The sequence below is a fragment of the Deltaproteobacteria bacterium genome (assembly GCA_019308995.1).
GTDB lineage: Bacteria > Desulfobacterota > Desulfarculia > Adiutricales > JAFDHD01 > JAFDHD01.
The window spans coordinates 18,993-44,644 of the sequence record JAFDHD010000033.1 but is presented as its reverse complement, the minus strand read 5'-3'; the positions used below and the strand labels follow the sequence as shown (position 1 = coordinate 44,644).

Annotated in this window: 20 protein-coding genes; 7 read left to right on the top strand and 13 right to left on the bottom strand. The window is 50.0% G+C overall.

From position 1 onward, the window contains the following. From JRI95_07760 to JRI95_07745, 4 genes are all read right to left on the bottom strand, one after another. Positions 1-1,300, bottom strand: a 1,300-nt coding sequence (locus JRI95_07760) for a CBS domain-containing protein (GenBank protein MBW2061444.1), incomplete at its 3' end; no start/stop codon positions are given. A gap of 170 nt (positions 1,301-1,470) precedes the next feature. Then, entirely contained in the window at positions 1,471-2,286 is an 816-nt protein-coding gene (locus JRI95_07755; protein MBW2061443.1) for a hypothetical protein, read from the bottom strand. Between the two features lie 241 nt (positions 2,287-2,527). Further along, a complete protein-coding gene (locus JRI95_07750; protein MBW2061442.1) occupies positions 2,528-4,015 on the bottom strand; it encodes a hypothetical protein in 1,488 nt (495 codons plus the stop codon). An 86-nt stretch (positions 4,016-4,101) separates the two neighbouring features. Next, the gene (locus tag JRI95_07745; protein MBW2061441.1) at positions 4,102-4,344 is read right to left on the bottom strand and encodes a hypothetical protein; all 243 of its coding nucleotides are present in this window, start codon (positions 4,342-4,344) and stop codon (positions 4,102-4,104) included. Between the two features lie 436 nt (positions 4,345-4,780). Between JRI95_07745 and JRI95_07740 the strand changes: the two genes are divergently transcribed. The 5 genes from JRI95_07740 to hypE are packed head-to-tail and all read left to right on the top strand — an operon-like array spanning position 4,781 to position 9,845. Next, a complete protein-coding gene (locus JRI95_07740; GenBank protein ID MBW2061440.1) occupies positions 4,781-5,212 on the top strand; it encodes a hypothetical protein in 432 nt (143 codons plus the stop codon). A 6-nt stretch (positions 5,213-5,218) separates the two neighbouring features. Next, entirely contained in the window at positions 5,219-7,516 is a 2,298-nt protein-coding gene (gene hypF / locus JRI95_07735) for a carbamoyltransferase HypF (GenBank protein ID MBW2061439.1), read from the top strand. A 19-nt stretch (positions 7,517-7,535) separates the two neighbouring features. Continuing rightward, positions 7,536-7,754, top strand: a complete 219-nt coding sequence (locus JRI95_07730) for a HypC/HybG/HupF family hydrogenase formation chaperone (protein ID MBW2061438.1) — start codon at positions 7,536-7,538, stop codon at positions 7,752-7,754. Further along, a complete protein-coding gene (hypD, locus tag JRI95_07725) occupies positions 7,754-8,851 on the top strand; it encodes a hydrogenase formation protein HypD (GenBank protein ID MBW2061437.1) in 1,098 nt (365 codons plus the stop codon). The genes JRI95_07730 and hypD overlap by 1 nt, the downstream gene beginning before the upstream one ends. Then, on the top strand, positions 8,841-9,845 hold the full coding sequence (gene hypE / locus JRI95_07720) for a hydrogenase expression/formation protein HypE (protein MBW2061436.1): 1,005 nt from the start codon (positions 8,841-8,843) through the stop codon (positions 9,843-9,845). Before hypD ends, hypE begins: the two co-directional genes overlap by 11 nt. A gap of 19 nt (positions 9,846-9,864) precedes the next feature. On the opposite strand, the gene JRI95_07715 is transcribed toward hypE, so the two are convergent. From JRI95_07715 to JRI95_07675, 9 genes are all read right to left on the bottom strand, one after another. Then, the gene (locus tag JRI95_07715) at positions 9,865-11,721 is read right to left on the bottom strand and encodes a GAF domain-containing protein (protein ID MBW2061435.1); all 1,857 of its coding nucleotides are present in this window, start codon (positions 11,719-11,721) and stop codon (positions 9,865-9,867) included. A gap of 65 nt (positions 11,722-11,786) precedes the next feature. Continuing rightward, a complete protein-coding gene (locus JRI95_07710) occupies positions 11,787-12,185 on the bottom strand; it encodes a response regulator (protein MBW2061434.1) in 399 nt (132 codons plus the stop codon). A 99-nt stretch (positions 12,186-12,284) separates the two neighbouring features. After that, a complete protein-coding gene (locus tag JRI95_07705; protein ID MBW2061433.1) occupies positions 12,285-12,788 on the bottom strand; it encodes a hydrogenase maturation protease in 504 nt (167 codons plus the stop codon). Then, on the bottom strand, positions 12,785-14,215 hold the full coding sequence (locus JRI95_07700; protein MBW2061432.1) for a Ni/Fe hydrogenase subunit alpha: 1,431 nt from the start codon (positions 14,213-14,215) through the stop codon (positions 12,785-12,787). Before JRI95_07700 ends, JRI95_07705 begins: the two co-directional genes overlap by 4 nt. A 12-nt stretch (positions 14,216-14,227) precedes the next feature. Continuing rightward, on the bottom strand, positions 14,228-14,770 hold the full coding sequence (locus JRI95_07695) for an NADP oxidoreductase (protein MBW2061431.1): 543 nt from the start codon (positions 14,768-14,770) through the stop codon (positions 14,228-14,230). Positions 14,771-14,825: 55 nt separating this feature from the next. Then, complete coding sequence (locus JRI95_07690) at positions 14,826-15,902, bottom strand: molybdopterin-dependent oxidoreductase (protein ID MBW2061430.1); 1,077 nt, start codon at positions 15,900-15,902, stop codon at positions 14,826-14,828. A gap of 7 nt (positions 15,903-15,909) precedes the next feature. Further along, the gene (locus tag JRI95_07685) at positions 15,910-16,845 is read right to left on the bottom strand and encodes a (2Fe-2S)-binding protein (GenBank protein ID MBW2061429.1); all 936 of its coding nucleotides are present in this window, start codon (positions 16,843-16,845) and stop codon (positions 15,910-15,912) included. A 68-nt stretch (positions 16,846-16,913) separates the two neighbouring features. Then, a complete protein-coding gene (locus JRI95_07680; GenBank protein MBW2061428.1) occupies positions 16,914-20,081 on the bottom strand; it encodes an FAD-dependent oxidoreductase in 3,168 nt (1,055 codons plus the stop codon). Positions 20,082-20,096: 15 nt separating this feature from the next. Beyond that, entirely contained in the window at positions 20,097-20,606 is a 510-nt protein-coding gene (locus JRI95_07675; GenBank protein MBW2061427.1) for an NAD(P)H-dependent oxidoreductase subunit E, read from the bottom strand. Positions 20,607-21,841: 1,235 nt separating this feature from the next. On the opposite strand from JRI95_07675, the gene acs reads away from it, so the two are divergent. After that, entirely contained in the window at positions 21,842-23,806 is a 1,965-nt protein-coding gene (gene acs, locus JRI95_07670; protein ID MBW2061426.1) for an acetate--CoA ligase, read from the top strand. A gap of 68 nt (positions 23,807-23,874) precedes the next feature. Beyond that, positions 23,875-25,191 (top strand): OFA family MFS transporter, encoded by a 1,317-nt coding sequence (locus JRI95_07665; GenBank protein ID MBW2061425.1) that lies wholly within the window; start codon positions 23,875-23,877, stop codon positions 25,189-25,191. Positions 25,192-25,652: the final 461 nt, after the last annotated feature.

The window sequence follows — 25,652 nt, the reverse complement described above, 5'->3', positions numbered from 1 at the left end:
TGTCATTAAGGACTTGAAGGATATCTGCCCGCGAAACGATGCCCACCAGCTTCGTATCCTCCATGACCGGGAGTCGGCCGATGTTGTGAGAGGAGATGAGCTTTCTTGCAGTGATGAGAGGGGCTTCAGGGTGGATCGTGATAACCTTATGCGCCATGAAACCGGAAGCGGGCGCATGGAGAAGTTTTTGCAATCGAGCTTTTTCTATGTCCCGTACAGAGATCATGCCGACCAATCTCTCAGCCTTATCCATCACCGGAGCTCCGCGGATTCTTTGACGACTTAGACGTTCTGCTGTTTCCTGAAGGGAAAGATGAGAAGGAATCGTAATGACAGTGGGTGTCATGATGTCTTTAACCTTAGTGCCTGGGAAGGGGGTTTCGGAGACTATCTTTAACAAGGCCTCGGTCACGGTGTCCATGTTCAGGTGAGGCAGGAAGGCCGCTGCTGCGCCGGCATGGCCGCCGCCGTTGAAATGACTGCAGATTTCCCCGGCGCGAATCTCGGGTACCAGGGATTGAATGATGAGTTGCACCCCGGGCCTGGTATGGGACCCAAAAATACCTAGAATGACATCCGCGCCAACCATATCGCTCGCACTGGCGAGAAGTACGGAAAGCCCTTGAACAGGCATTTCCATCCTTATTTTCACCAGGACCACCTTGTATCCCTCTATATCAATCTCTTGAAGGCAGGCAAGCATCTCTCGAAAAAGGGAGCGCTGGGCCGGATCGAAAAAGGGGCGGAGATAGTGATTAACCGATTGGAGGTCTGCTCCGAGATGAAGCAGTTTACCGACCGCTATGGCATCCTCTGCTTTCGTTCCCGGATATGTCAGTTTACCTGTATCCGCATAGATGCCTAGCATAATTATTGTAGCTTCCGCAGGTGTCAATTCGATGTCCTGCTCCATGAGTTTAAAGAAAAGGCCTGTGGCATTGGCGCCATGTGGAAACTGCTCCAATGTGCCCCAAGTCAGGTCATTCGAGGTGGGGGGATGGTGATCAAAGATCAGGAGGCGGTTGCCGACACTTCCCAAATATGGCGCAAAATCCTTTAGTTTATCTTTTTTCTTTGTGTCAACCACGATAATCTGATCCAAAGAAAGATCCTTCAGCTTCTTAAGATAGCGAATCGAGCGAAAATTGGTTACGTTCCGGTATAATGAAAGGACCGCCTTAAGCTTGAAGACCGATGTCTTGGGAAGCACAGGAACGGCCTTCGGAAAAAGCTTTCTGGCGCAGAGCATAGAGGCGACCGCGTCAAAGTCCGCTCGATCATGGGTGATAATAAGTTCCATGAGGACACCTTGATATGAACAGCTTACAGACGGTCATATTCTTGATAAAGTGTTATCCATGAGACAGCAAGATCAGGGCTAAAGAGGCGCTAAAAATTACTTTCCCTAGTATTAAATATAACGTGAAAAGGATTGATGTGTCAAATGATGAATTTTGTAATATATTGAAATTAGATATTTTTTTGGTTTATGGCATTCACTTTTCTCCAGGCGGTTTTTGCCCGGACAACCTCCTGATTGTCTCCTTCACGAATAATGTTGTGAAGAAATGTGCTGCGGTCAGTACTTTGCGGATGACATCTGGCCACAACGTGATCGCCAAAGAATGCTTCGGCCTGAAAGTTTATTTCAAGCTCAGAGAGGGTGGAGGTGTTTTGAATATCTGAGGGCACGCTTTCAACTACCCATTCTATATAGCTAACGTTGTTGACATGCTGATTCAAGTCAAGGTCTCGATATCTGACGCGGAATCGTTGTCCATGGCCATGTCGCTTAAGCTCGGGAAGCTTATCGAGTTTATGCCTCAGGACGTGGTCCTGCTCGACAATGTTGAGTTTGTCAATAAAAGGCTGCATTCTTACAGGACGTCTGGTTTCGGCGTTGATGATAAGCCAGGCCGAGACCGAGGCGGCCAAGGGCCGGTTGTCTTGATCGGTAACCAGGAAGTCCCTTAAGGCAAACAACCGTTGAATTCCGGAAGGCCAGGTATAGACCTGGATTTGATCTTTCCAGCCGGGATAGGCGTCTATTTTTAACGCAAAACGGGAAAGGACCCAGGTCAGGTTATCAGAACGCAGGTCTTCAAGAGCCAGTCCCATGGTGATGGCGTGTTTTTCCGCGGCCTCCTGCATCAGGTGACAAAGCGATATAATAGAAAGGCTGCCTTTGGAATTTACCTCATAAGACCGGATGGCATAACTTTCTTTCCATATATTTGATTTCTTACTTTTTTCTAATGCAAGAGCGTGTTCAATTGCAATCTTCATGGGGAGGCCTTTCTCACCTTTTACATTTCAGATTATTATTAAAATACCTTCTCCGAATAAATCGGAGAAGGTATTTTAAATTTTGCTTCTGTTTTGTCATTCAGGCCGCATCCGACCCGGGTAACTCAGCCATTATTGACGACTAATTGGTTTTTACGATCACTTGACTGAGAGTTCATTGACTATTTATTAAACAATGCCTCTTAACCCGCCTCAGTGGCTACTTAAGATTACCCTGTCATTAAACTATAAATTCAGGTGGCCAGTCAGGCAACTCCTTTAAATCAGGGTGCTCTTTCCAGCCCGGGATTCTGGCAATTCTTTTAGCTACAGCCTTGTATTTGTCCCAGGGGGCGGCAGCGTATATCGCCATCTTCTGCGCTGCAAGTGAGCCTTCTGTGTGAATGAACGCCCCGTCGTGACCGTGGCCGATTAAATCCTTTACCAGCCTCACGGCACGCAGCCGGTGCTCCGTGGGCACGCCATTCTTGCCTGCAAGGTATTTCTCAATATAGGGTCTTTCTTCGGGATTCATCCAATCTTTATAGGAAAAGGCCGTGGATGGCAGCCCGCCGGCAATATCCGCCACAATCTTGGAAGTCTCATGCTGCTCATTTGCAAAAATATATTTGGCGATATTGGTATACATGAGATTGGGAGCTGCCAGACCTATATCAGGGAAGTAATCAGGATTCGCGCATCCGGCCCGGGACATGGCATCCACGAGTTGCGCGTGCATGGCGAGCCAGGCCAATTTTTCCTGGATATGGGCATACCTGTCTATGCCGTTGTATTCCGCCATGAGTGCTGCCACACCTGCATCCTGTTCAGTGGATATCACCTTATGACAGGAGCCGAAAAGACGGTGGAAAACGCCAAACATCCAGGCCTGGTCCCTGGTATACTGCCATTCACCGCACATGAACACCCTGTTCCAGGGCACAAAAACATTATCAAAGACAATCAAACACTCGCTGACCCCTGCATAGCGTCCAGATGCAGGCCAGTTCCACTCAGCCTCCTCCCCTGTTTCGGAGTAGTATGGGGGCGAAGTCAGCAGTTTGATGCCTTCAGCATTTATCGGTGTGGCAAAGACGACGGCATAATCCTTGTCCTCTTCACGATGAGCCCGGCATGGGGAAACGATCAGTTCATTGGCCGTCGGGGTGGCGCTGATGTGCATCTTGGCCCCCTGCACCACTATTCCATCCTTTTGTTTGTCAACAATCCTGACATAAAAATCCTGGTGCTGTTCCTGCGCCGAAGGACGCATGCCCCTGTTTCCCTTTACATCGGTGATGGCGCCCGTAATAGCCGGGTCCGCTTCTTTTAGATGATTACGATAGTCCTCCACAGCCTCGGTATAATTAGTGCCCAACGCCTTATCCATCCTTGCCGCTGTGACGCCTGAGGCAGCCAAGGCGTCAGGTCCCATACCGCTCATGGCGGCGCCCCAGCGCATGCAGGTAATATAAAGGTCCCTTCGTTTAACCAGGTCTTCAGCGGTCTTGGGCTGTTTCCACAGAAACAGGAATCTTTGACCATCCTCCTCCAGAGTGAGGAGATCCTTAAACTTGGGGTGGTTATAAAGCACATAACTCAGGGCTCTGGCATTGATGGGTCCCTTGAAAGACGGATGCTTTGTAATATCAGGTATTTTTTCTCCGTTGAGATAAATTATCCTGCCATCTCTCAAACTTTCCACATACTGCTCGGCTGTTCTGATCATAACGACCTCCTTTTGTTAGATGTTCGTTTCCTTGCTTATCCATTACCTTCTTTGGCATACTTAAGGCTGCTGTCATTGTTTTGAAATCAACACCCATCCTTGCCTCTCGGGATAGCCAACAGGATAAGGTGGTAATCAGCCGGTTCCAGCTTCCGAAGGGTAAACAGCTCAATACTCCCTAAGAACTTTGGAGGACGTATTGACACCCTTATTTCTTCTGCCTCCTCTAATTCTCTTTTACTAATGAGACCCTTCTTAGCTCCTCCGCCCATTTGAATTACTTCTGATTCTAAATGATTAAGAAATTCCCTCTTTTCCGCGTCAGCCATTGGCCCTCCTCTTTTTTCATGGCTAGATAAAAATAACCGATTAAGCGCTTCCAAACATCCTCATAGATTGTCTCTAGATTCTTTTGCTAGTTCTTTCTAATGCAAACCAATGGTAGTGTCAATTTTTTTCGTCTAACAATGAAACTACTTCCAGGAATCTTAACAGAATCTGAAAATAATTTCAGATTTCCTCCACTGGACTTGATACCTCGTTCATGGTCCACTCAAGCGCGCCGCAATTCACCCAACTTTGAAGGGTTTGTCCGGCGGCTGGAACTGGAAATTATGGCGGGAAGCGGTACTAGATAGAGATAAAAGATTTGGCAAAAGGAGCTGCATTTTTTTCTGAGCCTCAGAGATGATGGCCCAAGCCATGATCCTTGTCCAACAGTGACACTCGTTTTTGACTTATCCTTAAAATGATAGAGCAATGCTTGTGCCAAGACGAAATTTATCTGGTTTTTTGCCTTTTTATTTGAAAATAAGTAATATTCGTTTAGCCAGACCTGTCGTTTTTTTTCTGCATCTTAAAAGAAATGCCTGTCAAGAATCTTTACAAATTGTAAAAAGAAGACTAGTAAGGAGCATCAGCAGGAAGACACAGGCGGAAAGAATGAGCAGGGAGGTCGGGCGTGAGGGGAAGCCCAAGCGAAGCATTTCAGAATCGCCAGCTCCATCCAGAGCCTGGATCTTTAGATATAAACCGGGAGTTGGTTTGGTATATGAATTGCACTCTTTAAACTTAAATATGTCAGGATTTTTTGTAATCAATGCAGATCTTAAAAATTTTAATGATGTTCCTCTTTCTGACCGGCTCATGAATAAAGAATCAATATGGTATGGTTCTGGTAATATTAAAAAGGGTTGAGTCTCTATGGTTGAGGGCTTAAAGAAAGCTCAAGTAAGCGTCCGAGGCATAGTCCAGGGTGTTGGATTCAGGCCCTTTGTCTACCAGTTGGCCGTAAAACATGACCTTAAGGGTTGGGTGTGCAACACCTCAGGAGACGTCAGGATCGAGGTTGAAGGCAGTGGCGAGGCTATCGAGCGCTTTTTAGCAGGCCTAAAAACAGAAGCCCCGCCCGTGGCTCAGATCGAGAAGGTCGCCTTTCATTTTTCAGCGCCGTCCGGATATTATCGGTTCGTGATTCGAGACAGCCGGGCTGAAGCGGGGGGATACCAGCTTATCTCACCTGACATTGCCACCTGTCCATTTTGTCAGGCGGAGATTTTTGATTCAAGGGATCGGCACTTTCGTTATCCATTCACAAACTGCACTAACTGCGGCCCCAGGTTTACCATCATCGAGGATATTCCGTATGATCGGGTTAACACGACCATGCATCGTTTTAAGATGTGCCTTGAGTGCCAGCGTGAGTATGAAAACCCCCTGGATCGCCGGTTTCACGCCCAACCTAATGCCTGCCCAAATTGCGGCCCCAGGCTCGAACTCACCGATCGAGCCGGCCTGACGATTTCTTCGTATGATCCCATCGTTGACGCTGCAAGGCTCATCAAGCAGGGAAACATCTTAGCTGTTAAGGGGCTTGGAGGATTCTTACTCGCCTGTGACGCCACAGATGAAAATGCGGTTCAGCTCCTGCGGCAGAGGAAGCGCCGACCATTCAAGCCTCTGGCCGTGATGATGTCCAACCTGGACGAAATCAAGAGATACTGTTTTGTTTCAGGCGAAGAGGAAGCGCTTCTTACTTCCCCCGCATCACCCATTGTTCTTTTAAAGCACAGGCACACGCGTTTCATTTCTCCCATGGTGGCCCCTAATAATAATTACTTAGGGGTCATGGTGCCTTACACTCCGCTTCACCATTTATTGATGAGGGAGGTCGGTCTGCCTCTGGTCATGACCAGTGGTAATATAAGCGAAGAACCCATTGCCAAGGATAATGATGAGTCCTTGCAAAAGCTGGGCAAGATCGCCGACTACTTCCTGCTGCATGATCGAGACATCCATGCCCGCTATGACGACAGTGTGACCATGATAGAGCAGGGCCGTCTCAAGATGATCAGGCGGGCTCGAGGCTATGCTCCTGATCCTATTCGCTTGCCATTTAAGGCCAAGGAGGTCTTGGCCTGCGGGGCCGAACTCAAGAACACCTTCTGCCTGACCAGAGACGAGTATGCCTTTCTGAGCCAGCACCTGGGAGACATGGATAGTTTCGAGGTTTTAAGCCATTTTGAGAACACGATCGAGTTATATAAAAAGCTTTTCCGCCTTGAGCCGAAAATTGTGGCCTATGACCAGCATCCAGACTACCTTTCCACCAGGTATGCCTTTCAGCTAAAAGAGCTAAGAAACAATCTTATGATGGTTCCGGTTCAGCATCATCATGCGCACATCGTGAGCTGCATGGCGGAAAATAATATCAAGCCGCCTGTTTTGGGGGTCGCTTTCGACGGGACAGGATACGGTACTGACGGCCGCATCTGGGGAGGAGAATTCCTGCTGGCTGATTACGGGAATTTCAGGCGGATGGGGCATCTGGAATACGTACCCATGCCCGGCGGCGCCGAGGCTGTCAGGAAGCCCTTTCGCATGGCAATCAGCTACCTTTTAACGTTACTGGGGGAAGATGCTTTGAATCAGAAGCTGGCCTTTCTTTCGCCTTTGAAAAGCCTTGAGATTGACCTTATAAAAAAACAGATTGAAAAAGCCGTCAACTCGCCCATGACATCCAGTTCGGGGCGTCTTTTTGACGGTGTCTCGGCTTTGATAGGCGTCAGGGACCGGGTGGATTATGAAGCTCAGGCCTCTATTGAGCTTGAAATGGTTGCCTCGGAAGAGATAGCAAGATCTGAAAGATATTTATTTGAAATTAATGAGCGAAACGGGCTTATGGTGGTGCGCCTCCGGGAACTCTTCAAGGGAATCCTCTCAGACCTGGCCCAGGGGCTTTCGCAGGCTGAAATATCCGCCAGATTTCATAACACCATGGCCTGGATGGTCGTTGAGATGTGTCAAATTCTGGCTCAGAGGGCTGGAGTGAATCAGGTGGCTTTAAGCGGCGGTGTGTTTCAGAACCGATTGTTTTCTATGCTTACCCGGAGATATTTGGAGGAAGCGGGCCTCACGGTCTTCACGCATCAAGAGGTTCCTTGTAATGATGGTGGTGTCTCTCTGGGACAAGCTGTTGCCGCCAATTTTATGGTAGGCTGAAAGCCAAGGGGGTCAAATCATGTGTCTGGCCGTTCCAACATTGGTCAAAAAAATAGATGGTCAGGAGGCTGAGGTGGAGACAGGCGGCGTGACCCGCAGGATCAGTATTGTCATCACCCCGGAGGTTAAAGTAGGAGATTATGTTTTGGTTCATACAGGTTATGCCATCACGGTTATGTCCGGGGATGAGGCCCGGGAATCTTTGAGACAGCTCACAGAGCTTGCAGAGTTCATGTAATGAATTTCCTGGACCAATATCGTAATCCGGAGATGGTCAGGCGGCTGGCGGACAGGATTCACCAGCGCTCCACCAGGCCGGTGAGGCTTATGGAATTCTGCGGCGGGCATACCGTGGCCATCATGAAAAACGGCATCCGGCAGCTCGTGCCGCCGCAGGTGCAGCTGCTCTCAGGCCCGGGCTGTCCGGTCTGCGTCACCGCGACCGCCGATTTGAATAAAGCCATTGGCCTAGCCAGGCTGCCTGAGGTTATCGTCGTCACCTTTGGCGATCTGCTCAAGGTTCCGGGAAGCGATACCAGTCTGGAAAAGGTCAGGGCTGAAGGAGGAGACGTTCGCGTGGTTTATTCGGTTCAAGACGCTCTTGGTATTGCGCAAAAAGACCCTGAAAAGTCCGTAGTCTTTATCGGCATTGGGTTTGAGACGACTGCCCCGACCATTGCTGCGTCCATCCTTGAGGCTGAGAGGAGAGGAATGAGCAATTACTATGTGCTTTCTCTTCACAAGCTTTGCCCTCCGGTGATGAAGGCCCTTCTGGATTCAAAGGAGGTCAGGCTCGACGGGATCATCTGCCCCGGTCATGTCAGTACTATTATCGGGTCCCGTCCTTATGAGTTTATCTCCAGGGATTATGGCATTGCCTGTGTAGTTTCGGGTTTTGAACCGCTGGATATTCTCCAGTGCATCGAGATGCTGGTTAAGCAAATCGAAAGCGGTCAGCCAAAAGTTGAGAACGCCTATCCCCGGGCTGTCAGGCCCGAGGGGAATAAAGAGGCGCTTAAGATTATGGAAAGCGTTTTTGAGGTTAGCAACGCCAACTGGAGGGGTCTCGGCGAGGTTGCTGACAGCGGGCTCAGACTCAAAGATGAATATCGCGCCTTTGACGCGGAAGAAGCCTTTGAAATCAGTCAAAGATCAGTTTCCGATCCAGAGGGCTGCATCTGCGGGGAAATACTTCGGGGGATTAAAACGCCTCTTGACTGCAAGCTTTTTGGCAAGGGCTGTCTCCCGGACCACCCGGTCGGACCCTGTATGGTCTCTTCCGAAGGCAGCTGCGCGGCTTATTTCCAATATGGAGCGACTAGCCATGAAAGATAAGATTCTCCTGGCGCATGGAAGCGGTGGAAGGTTGAGCCATGACCTGGTGGAGAAGCACCTAGTCAGCATTTTAAATAATCCCCTCCTTTGCAAGCTGGATGATTCTGCGACCTTTGAAATTTTCGGCCGCGTGGCCTTTACCACTGACAGTTATGTGGTGCACCCTATCTTTTTTTCTGGAGGAGATATAGGCAAACTGGCTGTGTGCGGTACCGTGAACGATCTATCCATGTCCGGAGCCGTTCCCCTGTACCTGAGCCTTTCCCTCATCATCGAAGAGGGGTTTTTCATGGATGAGCTCAATAGAATCATGGTTTCGATTCAAACAGCCGCAGAGGAGGCTGGTATAAAGGTAATTACAGGCGACACCAAGGTGGTGAACCGGGGGAATGCGGATAAGGTCTTCATTAACACCGCCGGAATCGGGCTTGTCCCTGAAGGCGTGGACATCTCCGGCTCCAATGCCAGGCTAGGCGATAAAATCATCCTGAGTGGACCAATCGGGGACCATGGCATGGCTATCCTGAGCCAGCGGGAAGGATTGAATTTTGAGACCTCTCTTAAGAGCGATTGCGCCCCTTTAAATGGGTTGGTGGCGGAGATGATTGAGGTGTCAAAGGAGATCAGATGTCTCCGCGACCCTACCAGAGGCGGACTCGCGAGCACCCTCAATGAGCTGGCTGATAAATCCAAGGTGGGTATCAGGATCGAGGAAGCGAGGGTCCCTGTCAACGAAGCGGTCCAGGCAGGTTGTGAGTTCCTGGGGTTTGATCCTCTTTACCTGGCCAATGAAGGAAAACTGGTGGCCGTGATTTCTCCAGAAGAGACCGAAGCGGTTTTAGCCAGGATGCGGCGGCACAAATACGGCGCCCAGTCGGAGGTCATCGGCGAGATCGTGCCAGAGCACCCCGGCCGGGTCGTCATGACGACCAGATTTGGAACGTCAAGAATTATTGATATGCTTACCGGAGAGCTTCTGCCTCGGATATGCTGATATCAAGGCTTGAAATAAATTATTGATTTGGGGCGACGGGGAAGAGGCAGGTGAAGCGGGAACCCTGACCGACCTCGCTTTGCACGTGGATGGTGCCTCCCAATTGGTCCAGTATTTCCCTGACAATAACAAGGCCTAAGCCTGTTCCTTCCTCCACCAGGGCCTTGGCATTCTCACCCCGGAAAAATTCTGTAAACAGACGGGGAAATTCCTCTTCAGAGATGCCGATACCCGTGTCGGAGACCTCGAACCGAACCCATTCATCACCTTCTCTGGAAAGGGAGATTTGTATTCTGCCTTTTTGCGGGGTGTATTTAATGGCATTTGAGACGAGGTTGGTGATAAGGTCATCCATGAGTCCATCATCAGCCATTATTTTCGGGATGGGATCCTGAGTATCAAATTCCAGGATCAGTTCTTTGCCCAGAGCCTGATCCTGAAAAACCGGAAACAGGTTGTTCATGACCTCTATAAAATCCACCAGATAAAGCTCTGTTCCGGCAGCCTCGGCGCGTTTTTCCCCAAGTTTCAGCAGATCGTTAATGAGATGTCCAAGGAGCTCTATCCTTTTTTCACACCGTTCCAGTATTTCTTCCTGTTTTTCCTCAACCGGCCCGACGTATTTATTATGGATCAATTTAAGCATACTATAGACGGCGTTGAGGGGAGAGCGCATCTGGTGCGCGGCCTTTATCATAAACCAGGATTTAGTTAGTTCACCCTTAAGGTTTTCCATGGCCAGGGCCGTCAACTCGGTCAGGAGTGAAAAAAATTCTACATCGTTGTTAGCAAAGCGATACAACTCCGTGCAATAGACACAGAATATCCCGAAGATCATTTTTTCTACCCGTAAGGGGAGGCAGAGCATCGAAGCGATGCCTTCCTTCCGGATGTCCTCGGGATACTGGAAGTAATCCCTCTCATCAATATGGCCGATGATGTAAGGGGAGCCCTGGAGGATCTTGTAATTGATCGGGCTTTTTTTAATGTCAATGGTCCCCTTGGACAGATAGTCCTCGCTCAGACCAAAGGTCGAACCAAATTTGAGATATCTTTTCCGCTCATCCAGGAGCTTGATGGAACACCCTTTGACGCCCATGACCCTGGTTGCATGGCGGGTGGCCGCATCCATGAGTTCCTGGAGGTCGGATTTCAGCCCAATCTCCTTGACCATCTCATAAAGGGCGGTCAGCTTTACATTGCTGGAGTCCAGTTCATGGGAGACCTGGAGGAGTTCCCGCCCCTTGGTCCTCAGGGTTTGCTTTATGGAGGTAATGAGAAAGGCCGAAATTAAAATAGCGGTGGCAAAGGCTATAAAAATGATTAACAAACCAGGAAGACCACGGCCATACAAGAATAAGAATAAGAGGCTTTTGTTGAACAGAATCGGTTGCAAAGGCAGCAGCTCTGTGTGTTGGGCCAGCATCAGGCCACCTGAAACCGCGAGAACCACGGCTGCATATAAATAGCAAGCAACAGGGGTGAGCAGGATGCCGGCCAGGATTATGTGAAAAATGGTGAAGATCAATAAGGGGCTGGTGATCCCGCCAGTGAAATAGATCATCAAAAAAAGCGCGAATAAATCAAGCGATATCTGGGTGTGGGCGAATACGGTGAAGGGCTTAACATCGTGAGGTGCGGACATATCCAGTCTTCTTCCGACAGATAGGAACACGACATTATACAGGAGAACAAAGAAAGAAATGATAGTCAACGGGAAGATCGGTAAGCTCAGACCCAGGAGATAAGCGATCCAGCTTCCAGCCAGAGTCGCTGCCACGGCCAGCCATCTCAGCTTGATGAACCAGAAGACTCTCTCTTTCAGCTCCTGGCGAAAGAATAGCTGCTCCCTGAGCAATACATACCCCAGTTTCATCAGGGGCTCCCTTTAAAAAGCGGCCTTAAAAACGGCCCGGGGCCGGCTTATATTTTTTTATCTGCTTACTGGAGGAAGTCCTTTATCACAGAAAGCAGTTTCTCCGGCTCGATCGGTTTTTCCAGGATATGTGAAACCGGCCAGCTTTCTCCCAATATGTGCTGGAATTTTTCCGGCCCTATTTCAGCCATTTTCTGGACGAAGCTGGTGATCATGATAATTGGGATATCTTTGTACTTAGGATTATTCCTGAGTTTATAAGCCAGGTCAAACCCTTCGGTGTCGGTTGCCATCATAACGTCCAGCAGAATGAGGTCCGGGGTCTTTTTTTCAATCTCACCAAATCCTTCCTTCCCATTATAGCCGGCCCTGACATTATACTTTTTATCTTCCAGGATGATGCGCAGAGAATTGACCAGGTCTTTATCATCCTCGATTATAAGTATATCTGCAGCAGCCTCCATTTGATCCTCCCTGATTTTATGGCAAACATTAATAAAATCTCGGTCCAGGCAATTGCTTATTTTCCCGGTTAGATGCTGGATTCCTCAATTACAGCTTCACTATTTTGACTTTGAGGTCAAGAGAAAAATTTCGGTTTCAATAAAATTGACTATCCCGGTTATGGCCTGGCAAGCCCTTTTCTCAGCCTCCAGGGACAACCCTTCTCCAAAGCTAAAGTCATCGCCCTGGATGGAGATCAACCAGGCCCGCGGACATTGATGATAAAGCGACTCGATCATGCCCAGGAGAAATGACGGTTTGATATAATGCGTCGGGGGGTAAGGCCTGCCAGGTTCCGGCTCCACCCTTTCCCATTGCCATCCTCCTTTCACTTTTTTGATGGTGGCATCTACAAAGATAATTAGTGAAGCTTCCCGTAAATCCTCGGCCAGATCAGGTTCAAGCTGGTGAAGCTTATGAAAGAGGACTTCATCTTTCTCTTTAAGAGCTTCTTTTAATCTGCTGGCCACATACGGGCCCAGTCCGTCATCCCTACGCTGGGGATTCCCATAGCCTATCACCCAGATAGAAAATGCTTTGACCCCAAAAATGTTTCCTCTCAATCTCGTTGTAATTCTGTTAAAAGTTCGCCGTTAGAGCTGTAAACCTGAACTTTTAGAGGCATCTGACCGAGGGCATGAGTCGCACATGAAAGGCAGGGATCATAGCACCGTATCGCGCCTTCGACTCGATTCAGTATGCCTTCCTTCACCTGGCCGTTGTTGATGTATTCCCTGGCGACAAGCTGGATGGAGCGGTTCATGGCCATGTTGTTATGACAGGTAGCCACAATAAGGTTTGCCTTGGTAATGCGCCCATACCCGTCCACCATGTAATGATGGATGAGAACGCCCCTCGGCGCTTCAATAACCCCCACGCCTTCCTCACGCGAAGGGTCGGCAGTGAAGCGAATGTCCGTGCTCGTGATATTTTTGTCCGTAAGCAGTTCCTCAGCCCGTTCCAGGGCATACAGGATTTCCATCAGTCTGGTGTAGTGGTACAAAAGTGAAGCGCCCATGAGCCCGGACAGGGCTATCTGTTCATATCTTTCAAATTCCTCCTGGGCTAAAGGCGTGCTCAAGCCGTCTGCAACGTTAATCCTGGCCAGAGGTCCAACCCGGTAATACCCGTCAGGCCACCCGGCAGGTTTAAAGTAAGGGAATTTCATGTAAGACCATGGCATGACTCTCTCGCCCAGATACTCCAGGTAGTTGGCTGGATCGAACTCGGCCACAAGCGTTTTTTCGCCGTCTATTATCCTGAGTTTTCCATCATAGAGGTTGAGCCGGCCTTTTGAATCCACCAGGCCCATATAATTGGATGAAAAGTTAGCAAATCTCCTCATTTCATCAGAATTATTTTTAACCAGGCCCTTCATGAAATCCAGGCCGGTGCGGCATGCTTCATGGGCCTTTTCAAATCCGCCTAACAAACGATCACGGTCTTCTTCCGCCAGGGCGCTCGTGACGCCTCCAGGCACCGCAAAGGACGGATGTATTCTTTTACCGCCCAAGGCCTTGATTATTTCCTGCCCGAACTTCCTAAGATAGATGCCCTGTTTCGCTATCTCTGGAAATTCACCCACCACTCCGACCACATTCCGCCTGGCTGGATCAGCGTCCCAGCCGAGAAGGAGGTCCGGGCTTGCTAGGTAGAAGAAGTGGAGCGCATGGGACTGGATAAACTGGCCCATATGTTCCAGCTCCCTAAGGGACCGTGCTGTTTCTGGAATCTCAACCCCTAAAATAGCATCGCAGGCCTTGGCCGAAGCCAATTGATGACTGACCGGACATATCCCGCAGATCCTCTGAGTAATAATCGGCATCTCCTCAAAGGATCGTCCCTGGCAGAATCGTTCGAACCCTCGGAATTGTGTTATATGAAAACGAGCGTCTGTCACTTCACCGTTCTCATCCAGATGGATCGTGACCTTTCCATGCCCTTCCACACGCGTTACAGGGTTAATGGTTATCTTTCGAGTCGCAGCCATTTCTCGACCTCCTCAGTCGAAGTGAATCATATCAGCTGGAAGAATGGGGATCCTCCCTTCCAGGATTTCCTTAAGTGCAAAGGCGATAGCCTCCGGAGAAGGCGGGCAGCCTGGCACGTATGCATCCACAGGCACGACTGCATTGACCGGAAGGACCTTATCCAGAAGAGCTGGCAGTTCTTCATCGTCGGGGATTACGCCGTCCACGGTACTTTCCGTCTCCAGGAAACCGCGTCTTAGGACCTCCTCCTTCGGTATCCAGTTGCGCAAAACGTTAATCCCTCCAAAGACCGCACAATCTCCCCATGCCATAAGAATCTTGCATTTCTGGCGAAGCTCTTTGACGATCTCTTCCTGCTCCGTATTCCCGATGGCGCCCTCGACAATCCCCAGGTCCACCTCCTCAAAGTCAAAATCCTTGAAATCGGTAATCGGGGTTGTTGTCAGAACGACCGAGTTGAGGATATCCAGCAGGCCCTCGTCTAAGTCCAGAAAGGACATATGGCATCCTGAACATCCTTCCAGCCAGACTGTGGCAACTTTAGGCTTTCCCATTTATTTGCCTCCAATTCTCATAGAAGCAGGCATCTTGTCCGAGCTCCCGTACATTTTAAGTCCTGTTCACGACCAGAAGCTTCATCTCATCAAGTGCTTGCTCAACCAGTTCATTCCAGGTCGCGTAGCTGGGACGAAACTTGGTTCGGTTAGCCAGTTCTATCATCGTCCGCCAGGTTTCTTTGACACCTTCTGGCGGATGAAGCGCCCTTTTCTTCAGGCGGACGGCCAGGCCATCCAGGGAGGTGTATGACCCGTTTTCTTCCATCCATAACGGTTTGGGGATGAGGACATCGGCTTTATCGGCCAGAGCCTCTGGGAAATACGGGCTCAGAACTGCAAGAAAATCCAGTCCATTCAACCTGTCTAAAACCTGGATCTTTGAAGTATCTTCCCCTCCCAGGAGAATAAGCCCGCCTTTTAGTTTATTGTGGTTGCTTATTATATTGTCGGAGGACAGCTTCAGAATCCATGCGCCGGTGCTGTTTCCATTCGGTTTCAGGATAATCAGCCTCAAGGTGTCGCCGGGCAACAGATCCTTTAATTCGGCCAGTTTCATTAACTCCCTCAGACCATAAGGCTCTTCCTGACCGGTCAGCCCTGCTCCTGCGATGAACATGGGGTTGATTGATCTGGCGAATATTGTAGCCGCTTCACGGAAGGCTTCTTTCATCTTTTCGCTCAGGCCAATCTTTTTGATTAACTTAGAAATGTCAACCCCCTCGGCCTCCTTGGAAGCAACTTTCCAGTTTTTAATGTGCGGTGGAGGTTTAATGGAGCTGATCGCCTCTGCCCAGAGAGCTTTAATTAATTGAACCTCATCCCCGTTTTTGACAGGAAAATGGAAAGAACTCCAAAGCTGCAAGGGATTCTCCTGGCCGATCACGATTAATTTCGTGCCAGTTTCCAGGACAGACTTCCGTATGAGTGATGAGATGATGGGCTGGCTCTGGTATGGATCTGCACTGACGACAATAAGGCAGTCACAGTCAGGGATCAACTTCCATGAGGCCTCGCTGAAATGATTTTCCATGATCCTCCAGGCACCGGAAATAGTCCTGAAATGAGAGCCGTCCAGGGTATCCATGTAACCGGCGCTCCAGCCGTTGGTCATGAGGTCTCTGAAGAGCATCAGCTCCTCATTGGAACACCAGGGCGGTGTCCCATGTTTCCTCGACCCAATCTCCATCGCTTTCCCGGACCAATGGCTTGACGAGCCGGGCGCCGTTATTTTTCAGGGGCTCGAAGCGGCCCATATAGCAGAGTTGTCCACGATCCGGTCGTGATTGATTCTCTTGGAGTTTCCCTTCTATCTTGACGATGTTGTTGTCCTGGACCGTTAAGATTGTGGGGCACATTAGGCCGCACTGCGGGCAGAAGGATTCGATCGTTTGCCAATCCTCCTTTTTATGGCCCTTCACGGCATAGTGGGACCGATAACGGTTATATATGGCGCCGGTAGGACACACCTGCATACAGATCCCACAATTTAGGCAGGTTGACTCCTCTCTGCTATCGTTGAAGTCAAAACCGATCATAGTTTCCGGTCCCCGATTGTGGAAATTGAGCACATATGCGCCTGCAATCTCATGACAGGCGCGAACACACCTGCCGCAGAGAACACAACGATTATGGTCAATGACCATATACTCGTTTGTTATATCCAGCGGGAATTCTTCGAATGACTGAGGCACAGTCAGGTGGTCCATCTGCAGTTCATAGGCCAGGCTCTGAAGCTCACAGTCTCCGCTCTGCGCGCAAATCATGCAGAAATGGTTCCTTTCGGAAAAAAGAAACTCCAGAATGATTCGCCGCGCCTCGATGATTCTCTCGTTGGTAGTAACCACCTCCATCCCTTCCCGGACAGGCATAACGCAACTAGCCGCCAGCCTGGGGTTGCCATCCACCTCGACCACGCATAAACGGCATCCTCCCCAATTGGAGAGGGCAGGGTGGTGACACAGGGTCGGGATATAAATATCGTTTTGCCGGGCGGCATCCAAAATGGTTGCGCCTTCTTCAACCACAACCTCTTTTTCATCAATAGTCAGTTTTATTTTCGGCTTCTGCTCCATAAGGATCACCCTTGGGCATTTGGAAAAATTTATTGACACTCAAGATCAAACATCTGTGACTGAACCCATTAAACCTCTTCTTCCGCCGTGAGATCACACCGGAGGCAGCGACAGGCCTCAGCCAGTGCAGCCTCTTTGGAGAAACCGAGTTCCACTTCGCGAAAATCTCGGACCCTCTCGGCTGCAGGGACATTGGGCATGATTTTTCGAGGCCTTTCTTGAATCTCTTCATCAATAACTTTTGGTATATCAATCTCTTCCTCAGGGAGCGGGCTGTATGCTGATTCGCCATTACGCTCCCGGACAGCCGTATCGATTTCAGCGGCTGCCTTCCGTCCTGCTGCAATCGCCCCAATCACAGTATCGGGACCTGTGACGACATCTCCTCCCGCAAATATCATGGCTTCACCTGCGCGCGTGCATGTTCCTGCCTCGATTTCCACGAGATTCCTTTTGGAGACATTGATATCTCCGTTTTGGACAGCGAAGGCGAGATCGGTTGACTGCCCGGTAGCCACGATTACTTGATCCACATCCAGAGTGCGGTAATCGTCTTCTATTGGCACCGGCTTTCTTCTTCCACTGGCGTCGAAGTCACCTAATGACATCCTCTGGCAAACAACCTTTCGCACGCGGCCGTTATTGCTTAAAAAACGCAGGGGCTTTACCAGGTATTCTATTTTTACGCCTTCATCTTCAGCCGCCTCAATTTCCTCTTCCTGGGCGGGCATATCCGGACGTAACCTTCGATAAAGTATCATGACCTCCTCGGCGCCCAATCTTAAAGCACAACGTGAGGCGTCAATGGCCGAATTGCCGCCCCCGATGACCGCCACGCGCTTCCCAACAGAGGGGTTCCCGCCCATGTTCAATTCGCGTAAAAATTCCACAGCTCCGACAACGCCTGCAAGGTCTTCGCCTTCTACTGAAAGTTTGGTACTGTTTTGGGCGCCGATCGACAGATAAATAACATCGAAGTCTTTACGGATACTCTCCCAGGAGACTTCTCTGCCAACCTTTGTGTTGCAACAGAGTTCTACGCCAAGAGTAAGGATATTATCAATCTCGGCCTGAAGAATATCCCTCGGAAGACGGTACTCAGGGATTCCCCAACGAAGCATTCCTCCAGCCTGGGGAAGGTCTTCAAAGACCGTGACAGCGTAACCTCTTAACGCCAGTTCTCGTGCCGCTGTCATACCCGATGGGCCTGCGCCGATAACGGCGATTTTTTCTTGCCGTGTCACCGGTACCTTCTCAACCTCAGGTTTAGAGCCATTGTCTGTGATGAAGCGTTTCAGGAATTTGATACTGACAGGCTGATCCAGGGTGCCTCGCCTGCATTTAGATTCACATCGGTGGTTGCAGACTCTGCCGCATACCGAGGGGAAGGGGTTGGTTTTTAGAAGCACTTTATAGGCGTCATCTAACCGTCCCGCACGAACCAGAGCCACGTAACTTACGACATCCATCTCGGCTGGACAGGCATGTTGGCAGGGTGTCTTGAAAAGATTGGAACATACCACCGCCGGGCATCGCTTATCACGGATATGGGCTTCGTACTCATCCCGAAAGTAGCGAAGGGTGGACAATACCGGATTGGGCGCCGTCTGTCCCAGGCCGCACAGGGCCGTGTTTTGAACGATTTCAGCCCACTTCTCCAGGGTTTCAATGTCGCCTTCCCTGCCTTGTCCCTCACAGATTCTGGTCAATATCTCCAGCATCTTCCGGGTGCCCACCCGGCAGGCCGTGCATTTCCCGCAGGATTCCTCGACACAAAATTCCATGAAGAATCGGGCCACGTCCACGAGGCACTTATCCTCGTCCATGACGATCATGCCGCCCGATCCGACGATAGCGCCCAGGTCTATAATAGATTCGTAGTCCACTGGCGCATTGAGATGCTCAGTCGGTATGCACCCGCCAGAAGGACCGCCTAACTGAACCGCCTTGAACCGTTTTCCATTGGGAATACCTCCCCCGATGTCATAAATAATGGTCCCAATTGGCATCCCCATAGGCACTTCCACGAGTCCCACATTATTGACATCTCCAGTGAGGGCAAAGACCTTGGTCCCCTTGCTCCTCTGGGTGCCGAGGCTGGCGTACCATTTACCGCCGTGGAGAATGATTTGGGCAATGTTGGCTAGGGTTTCAACGTTATTGAGCACCGTGGGTTTCTTCCACAGGCCCTGGACAGCGGGAAAAGGCGGCCTGGGCCTGGGCACGCCTCGTTTGCCTTCAATGGAGGTCATGAGCGCCGTTTCCTCGCCGCAGACAAAGGCGCCAGCGCCACGATAAACTTCGAGATCAAATGCGAATCCGGATTCAAGGATATCGTTGCCCAGAAGCCCGTAGTTTCGGGCCTTTTCGATGGCGAGATTCAACATCTTGACCGCTAACGGATATTCCGCGCGGCAGTAGATATAGCCCTGGTGAGCCCCGATGGCTCTGGCCGCGATAATCATGCCTTCGATGACCGCATGGGGGTCAGACTCTAAGACACAACGATCCATAAAGGCTCCAGGGTCGCCTTCATCAGCGTTACACAGGACGAACTTGATTTCTCCTTTTGATCTGGCTGTAAATTCCAGTTTCATGCCGGTAGGAAATCCAGCCCCTCCACGACCTCTCAGCCCGGACTCCTTTATCTCGCCGATGATCTCATCAGGGGTCATCTTGTGCAGGGCCTTGGCTGCTGCGGCGTATCCATCCCTGGCAATGTATTCCTCGATACTCTCCGCCTGAATCAGACCGCGGTTTCGCATGACACGGAGTTCCTGCAAGTCGAAGAACGGGATGTCGTGGATAGAAGAGATGTCCTCAGTACCAGGTTTAGGCGGCTTTTTAAAATCCTTATCCTTTTGTTCCCATCCCCTGGCAAATACCCAGTCGGTCTGCAACTGTCCGTTCAAGACATGCTTTTGAAAGATTTCCCGAGCTTTTTCCTCGGTTAATTCCGCGTACTTGATGGGCTCCTCTCCCAGTCTCTCTACCGTGATCAGTGGTTCTTTGTTGCAGATACCAGCGCATCCGGAGGTAACGATGGAGATTCCATCACTTCCTGAGCGATCCAGCTCTGCCTTAAGTGTTTTATAAATTTTATCTGCACCGGAGGAGATGCCGCAGGTTCCCATATGCACTGTGATTCGGGCCTTTTTATTTGCCGCCTTCAAGGCCGACGATTTAAGGACCTCCTTTTTCATTCGGTCGAGATCCTTTACCTTCAGCTTTAACATCAGTTTGCTCCTTGATCAGTCGTAGTCCTTGATGATGTCGGAGAGCCTGGAAGATTTCACCTGGCGATAAGTATCGTTATCAATGATCATGGTGGGGGCTAAACCGCATGCCCCCAGGCAACGGACTGTTTCCAGCGAAAAACGTCTATCATCAGTAGTTTCCCCGGGAGCCACTTTTAAGATTTTAGTAAGCATGTCAAGGTTCTTTTGGCCTCCCCGGACATAGCAAGCCGTGCCCAGACAAACTCGAATGGTATGCCTGCCTCTGGGCGCCATCGTAAAAAATGAGTAGAAGGTAACGACCCCGTATACTTCAGTGAAAGGAATTTTCAGGTCAAGGGCGACCCTCTTTTGAATTAATTTCGGAAGGTATCCAATGGTTTCCTGAATCTCCTCCAGAATAGGGATGAGTGATCCGGGTTTCAGTTTGTAGCGCTCAATGATAGTATCAACAGCGGCCAGCTCTTCAGCCGTGAATTCCTGCTCCTTGACTTTTTCCGAATTCAAGGCTGCCCCTTGTAACATCGAATCTTCCTCCTCTAAAGCAATCAAGAAAAAATTTGATCCTGGCACGCCAGGCACGGTTTTCAATACTCGATAAGGCCCCTTTATGATCTTCAGAAATCCCGCTTTTCAGTTCTAGCTCAGCAGGGTGGAGGCATGTCATGAAGCCCTATCTATTTTGGTATTTTATCAAAATCTATGCCAAGGAGATGGTTGATATTACCGAAAAGGCATAAGTGCCAAACATTAAAATAAATTAGATATCAGATAGATAAGACTGTGATACCTGGGCGGTAGTTATGGCCGGCTTGTGCCAGAGCGATTGTTTTGGCAGGGAATTACACGCCTTTAGATTACCAACTTCTTAATATATATAATTATTTGTTTTTTTTGGGAGTGAGGTGCGATGCTCCAAACCAAGGTTAGTTAAGGTGTCAGCTTTTTTTACGGGTTGTAAAAAGTTTTTTAATCAGGTGTCTTGATATGAATATCGAGACAACCACGATAACGAGGATGCTAAGATGAATAAAGATCATTATATATAATTATGCCAGAAAACCCACAAGCTTGCTTGTGGGATGAATGGCATCCGCTATGAGCAGGGGTTTTAGGGGACAGCGAGTCCCATAATAATCGTAGTGTGCTGGCATAGTCAGCACACAGCGATCAGCCGAACTTGTTCGGCCTAGGAGCCACCGAGCTCGCTCGGTGGTAGTTCACTAATAAAAATTAGTTAGTGTCAGGCGTTCGGTAGAGGTTTCTTGGCCTGGGTTTTGCTTAAACTGGGATGGAGACTGGCGAAAAACAACACAGGGTGATAGTGTCGTCTTAACAGAGATAAACAGAGCGATGCGGCCTAGCACCGTGTTCGATCAAACGCACAGTCAGGGGGAGGTATTGGATAAAGAGGCTGATTTAATAAGGCCAGGCCAAGCCTGCAATGAATTTTCTCTCATATCTGAGCCAGCGAGGTTTGACTCTGGGGCTCGGTTTGTCATTAGTGACGATTTGAGGCAGGTGCACAGGGGCCATTTTGACAGATAGCCGCGAATTTTAACTTCAGCCCCTGTGCCTTTACAGAGCGGGTTATTATGAACAGATGATTCCGTGGTTATGGAAAAACCTTTTTCAATAATGTTATGGCGACAGAGTGACCGGCTTGGATGTAATTTACTTTCCTTGCTTGGTCAATCTTTAGCTATTGACGTTTGGTAAAGCGATATATATAAGGTTAAACCTGAAAGGAGGAGGAATGTATGGAAACCGAACAGAAATGGTATGACGTCCATCTGGACGAGTATAGAAAAGTTGCTTATGTGAACAGCAAGGAACAGTATGAGGAAATGTACCGGCAGTCATTGGAAGACCCGGATACCTTTTGGGCTGAGCAGGCGAAAAAACACCTCACCTGGTTCAAGGAGTGGGACTTCGTGTTGCGCGAAGACTTATATGAAGGCAATATTGAATGGTTCGGCGGTGGGATGTTAAACGCGTCATACGACTGTCTCGACCGCCATCTGGATAAGATAGGAAATAAGGTGGCCTATCACTGGGAGGGTGATGACCCGGAGAAATCAGAAGCTATCACCTACCGGGATTTATATGAGCGGGTTAATAAGCTGGCCGCCTTTTTGAAGTCCCGGGGTATTAATAAAGGCGACCGGATCATTATCTACATGCCTATGATCCTTCAATTACCAGTTGCCATGCTGGCTTGTGCCAGAATCGGGGCTATCCACTCTGTGGTCTTTGGAGGTTTCAGCGCCGAGTCCCTGGCCGACCGGATCGAGGATTGTAAACCGCGCATCATCATCACTGCGGACGGCGGCTTCCGGGGTGGCAGGGCCATCCCCCTTAAGGCAAACGTGGATAAAGCGTTAGAAGGGGTTTCCGAAGTTGAGGCGGTTCTTATTTATAAGCATTGTGATCTGGATATTAATGTTAATTCGGACCTGGATGTTTGGTGGCACGAAGCGCTGGCTCAGCCCGACTTGCCCGATTACGTCGAGCCCGAACGCATGGATGCTGAGGATCCGCTGTTTATCCTTTATACTTCCGGTTCCACTGGCAAGCCCAAAGGGGTCCTTCATACGCACGCTGGCTACCTCTTGCAGGCGGCCATGACGGTCAGGCTTGTTTTCGATCTCAAAGATGATGAAGTCTGGTGGTGCACCGCGGACATTGGCTGGGTCACCGGCCATACTTACATTGTTTACGGTCCTCTGATCGAAGGTCTGACATCGGTCCTGTTCGAAGGCGTCCCCTCATACCCGGCCTTCGATCGTTTCTGGGCCGTGGTGGAAAAATATAAAGTCAATAAGTTTTACACCGCGCCCACGGCCATCCGGGCCATTGCCAAAGAGGGGGCGGAGTTGGCGCAGAAACATGATGTTTCCACGCTCAAGCTTCTTGGGACCGTGGGCGAGCCAATCAATCCCGAGGCCTGGAGATGGTACTATCATTACATTGGCCGGGATTGGTGTCCGATTATGGACACCTGGTGGCAGACCGAGACAGGCAGCATCCTCATTACCCCTCTGCCCGGTGTGGGGCCGATTAAGCCCGGCTCCTGCTCGTTCCCTTTCTTTGGCGTAGAGCCGGTCATAATGGACATTGAGACTGGTGAGCCCGTTCAATACCCGAACCAGGAAGGGGCTCTGTTCATCAAACGCTCCTGGCCAGGCATAGCGCGGACGCTATACGGCGACCACGAGCGATTTAAGGAGGTCTACTTCAGCCAGGCGCCTGGCATGTACTTCACCGGCGATGGAGCCAAGCAGGACGAGGATGGTTACTTCTGGATCATCGGCCGCATTGATGACGTCATCAACGTCTCCGGCCACCGCCTCGGCACCGCGGAAATCGAATCGGCTCTGGTTCTCCATGCTGAGGTAGCCGAAGCCGCGGTCGTTGGCTTCCCCCACAAGATCAAGGGCCAAGGCATCTATGCCTTTGTTACTCTGAACACGGGGGTTGAGCCTTCGGAGGAACTGAAAAAAGAGCTTGTACAGCTTGTTAGAAAGGAGATTGGACCCATTGCCAATCCTGACGTGATCCAGTGGGCCAGCGGCCTGCCTAAGACCCGCAGCGGCAAAATTATGCGCCGCATCCTTCAGAAGATCGCTGCCGGGATAACAACCGACCTTGGCGATACCTCAACCATCGCCGATCCCGAGGTCCTGCAAGCCTTGATCGAAGGACGTCAGAGCCTACAAGAGTGATTCCCAGGGGCCGGGACCTTGATGGTCCTGGCCCACCAACCTGAACAACCTTCAGAAAGGGGAAAGATATGACCTCAGCGAGCCGGAACAGGGGTTGGGTTGTCACGTTTTCCGGTACAGGGATCAACCTGGCTTTGGGGATTCTCTATACCTGGTCCATTTTTAAGGAAGCTATCAAGAAATCCATCGAGACCGGTGGGCCGGGCAGCTTCAATTGGTCTCCAGCCTCTTTGAACGACCCTTATGCCATATGCTGCATCGTTTTTGCTTTTACCATGATTCTGGCAGGCAAGTGTCAGGATAAAATTGGACCGCGTATCACCGCCATCATCGGAGGAATTCTGGTTGGAATCGGATTCATCTGGATTTCTCAAACGGCCAGCTATATTGTTTGGATTTTAGGATTCGGGGTGCTGGCAGGCGTTGGCATCGGCTTTGGATACGCCTCGGCCACACCTCCGGCCCTGAAATGGTTCCCCCCGGCCAGGACCGGTCTCATTGCTGGACTGGTTGTATCGGGATTCGGCCTGGCCTCGGTGTACATCGCCCCATTGTCCAAATATCTCGTTGGCGTCTGGGGACTGCAAAGTGCAATGCTATTTTTTGGCGTGGCCTTTTTTATCGTCGTCTGCGGCCTGGCCCTTCTTTTGACAAACCCTCCCCAAGGCTATGTGCCCGGCACCTCGACGGCGGACACAAACCCGGCTGCCCCGGTTTTAGAAGACGCTTTCAGTCCGGGTCAGATGCTAAAGACAGGATCATTCTATATCATATGGCTGTCCTATTTCATCGGCGCTGGGGCAGGGCTGATGGTCATCGGCTCGGTGGCAGGCATGGCTAAAAAGAGCCTCGGCGAAATGGCTTTCCTGGTCGTGGCCTTGATGGCCGTGGGCAACGCCTCCGGTCGCATCCTGGCTGGAATTATCTCCGACCGCATCGGCCGCAAGTTAACACTGGTCATCATGCTGACATTTCAGGCCGTGCTCATGTTTATCGCCATCCCCCTGATGAAAGTCAACAGTGCCGTGGCCTTGGTTGTGCTGACAACCATAATCGGATTCAACTATGGCACCAATCTCGCACTCTTCCCCTCCTTTACCAAGGATTACTGGGGCCTTCGGGACTTTGGCATAAACTACGGCTTGGTTTTCACAGCCTGGGGAGTGGGCGGTTTTGTCATGGGGCGGCTATCCCAGATGCTCAAGACAGCCACAGGCAGCTTTGATTCCTCATTCATCCTGGCCGGGATCATGCTCCTGGTGGGCGCCGGCCTGGCTCTGACCCTGAAAAGACGTAAGGGCCCGATTGAAGAAATGATAGCCCCTATGGTGTCGACTGTCGCAACAAACCAAGCTGAAAGGGGGCCGAGCCAAACGTCTGACTAGAGCTTTTAAGCCAGTGCAGGGAAATAATCTTGATTAAGAAATAAAACAATTTGTTACTTTTTAATGTATTAGTAAATCAGGAGGCGCTTAATTGAGGCGGCCTTTGTTTAGTTGACTTGTCAGGGGTGAAGGCGCCCACATCGTTCACCCTTGACAAATTATTTTTTGGTTCTTTGAAAAAATCTGTGTGTTGTCAAACCATATTTTTATCTCCGGAGCGCCGGCCGGTTCGGCGGCGCAATTCCGACGAGCTTTTTAGAGGCCCATTCTCATCGCACCGCCGAACCGGCCAACGCTTATCATCTGAGACTGAAAAATATTTGCTCCTGACGTATAATTTTCTATGAAAAAACAGTTTGTTATCTCAAATGGGCTCAATCGTTCACCCACAGATTTTCTAGACGAAGCTATTTTAACGGCTCAATTTTAGAAGCCCCCTAAAATATTTACTCATATTCTCT

What these genes read in the sequence shown, in the direction of transcription:
- JRI95_07715 (MBW2061435.1), bottom strand. Translation starts at nt 11,721, where the DNA reads ATGAAACTGGGGTATGTATTGCTCAGGGAGCAGCTATTCTTTCGCCAG.
- JRI95_07710 (MBW2061434.1), bottom strand. Translation starts at nt 12,185, where the DNA reads ATGGAGGCTGCTGCAGATATACTTATAATCGAGGATGATAAAGACCTG.
- JRI95_07750 (MBW2061442.1), bottom strand. Translation starts at nt 4,015, where the DNA reads ATGATCAGAACAGCCGAGCAGTATGTGGAAAGTTTGAGAGATGGCAGG.
- JRI95_07675 (MBW2061427.1), bottom strand. Translation starts at nt 20,606, where the DNA reads ATGTTACAAGGGGCAGCCTTGAATTCGGAAAAAGTCAAGGAGCAGGAA.
- hypE (MBW2061436.1), top strand. Translation starts at nt 8,841, where the DNA reads ATGAAAGATAAGATTCTCCTGGCGCATGGAAGCGGTGGAAGGTTGAGC.
- JRI95_07745 (MBW2061441.1), bottom strand. Translation starts at nt 4,344, where the DNA reads ATGGCTGACGCGGAAAAGAGGGAATTTCTTAATCATTTAGAATCAGAA.
- hypF (MBW2061439.1), top strand. Translation starts at nt 5,219, where the DNA reads ATGGTTGAGGGCTTAAAGAAAGCTCAAGTAAGCGTCCGAGGCATAGTC.
- JRI95_07665 (MBW2061425.1), top strand. Translation starts at nt 23,875, where the DNA reads ATGACCTCAGCGAGCCGGAACAGGGGTTGGGTTGTCACGTTTTCCGGT.
- JRI95_07730 (MBW2061438.1), top strand. Translation starts at nt 7,536, where the DNA reads ATGTGTCTGGCCGTTCCAACATTGGTCAAAAAAATAGATGGTCAGGAG.
- JRI95_07695 (MBW2061431.1), bottom strand. Translation starts at nt 14,770, where the DNA reads ATGGGAAAGCCTAAAGTTGCCACAGTCTGGCTGGAAGGATGTTCAGGA.
- JRI95_07680 (MBW2061428.1), bottom strand. Translation starts at nt 20,081, where the DNA reads ATGTTAAAGCTGAAGGTAAAGGATCTCGACCGAATGAAAAAGGAGGTC.
- hypD (MBW2061437.1), top strand. Translation starts at nt 7,754, where the DNA reads ATGAATTTCCTGGACCAATATCGTAATCCGGAGATGGTCAGGCGGCTG.
- JRI95_07685 (MBW2061429.1), bottom strand. Translation starts at nt 16,845, where the DNA reads ATGGAGCAGAAGCCGAAAATAAAACTGACTATTGATGAAAAAGAGGTT.
- acs (MBW2061426.1), top strand. Translation starts at nt 21,842, where the DNA reads ATGGAAACCGAACAGAAATGGTATGACGTCCATCTGGACGAGTATAGA.
- JRI95_07690 (MBW2061430.1), bottom strand. Translation starts at nt 15,902, where the DNA reads ATGCTCTTCAGAGACCTCATGACCAACGGCTGGAGCGCCGGTTACATG.
- JRI95_07755 (MBW2061443.1), bottom strand. Translation starts at nt 2,286, where the DNA reads ATGAAGATTGCAATTGAACACGCTCTTGCATTAGAAAAAAGTAAGAAA.
- JRI95_07700 (MBW2061432.1), bottom strand. Translation starts at nt 14,215, where the DNA reads ATGGCTGCGACTCGAAAGATAACCATTAACCCTGTAACGCGTGTGGAA.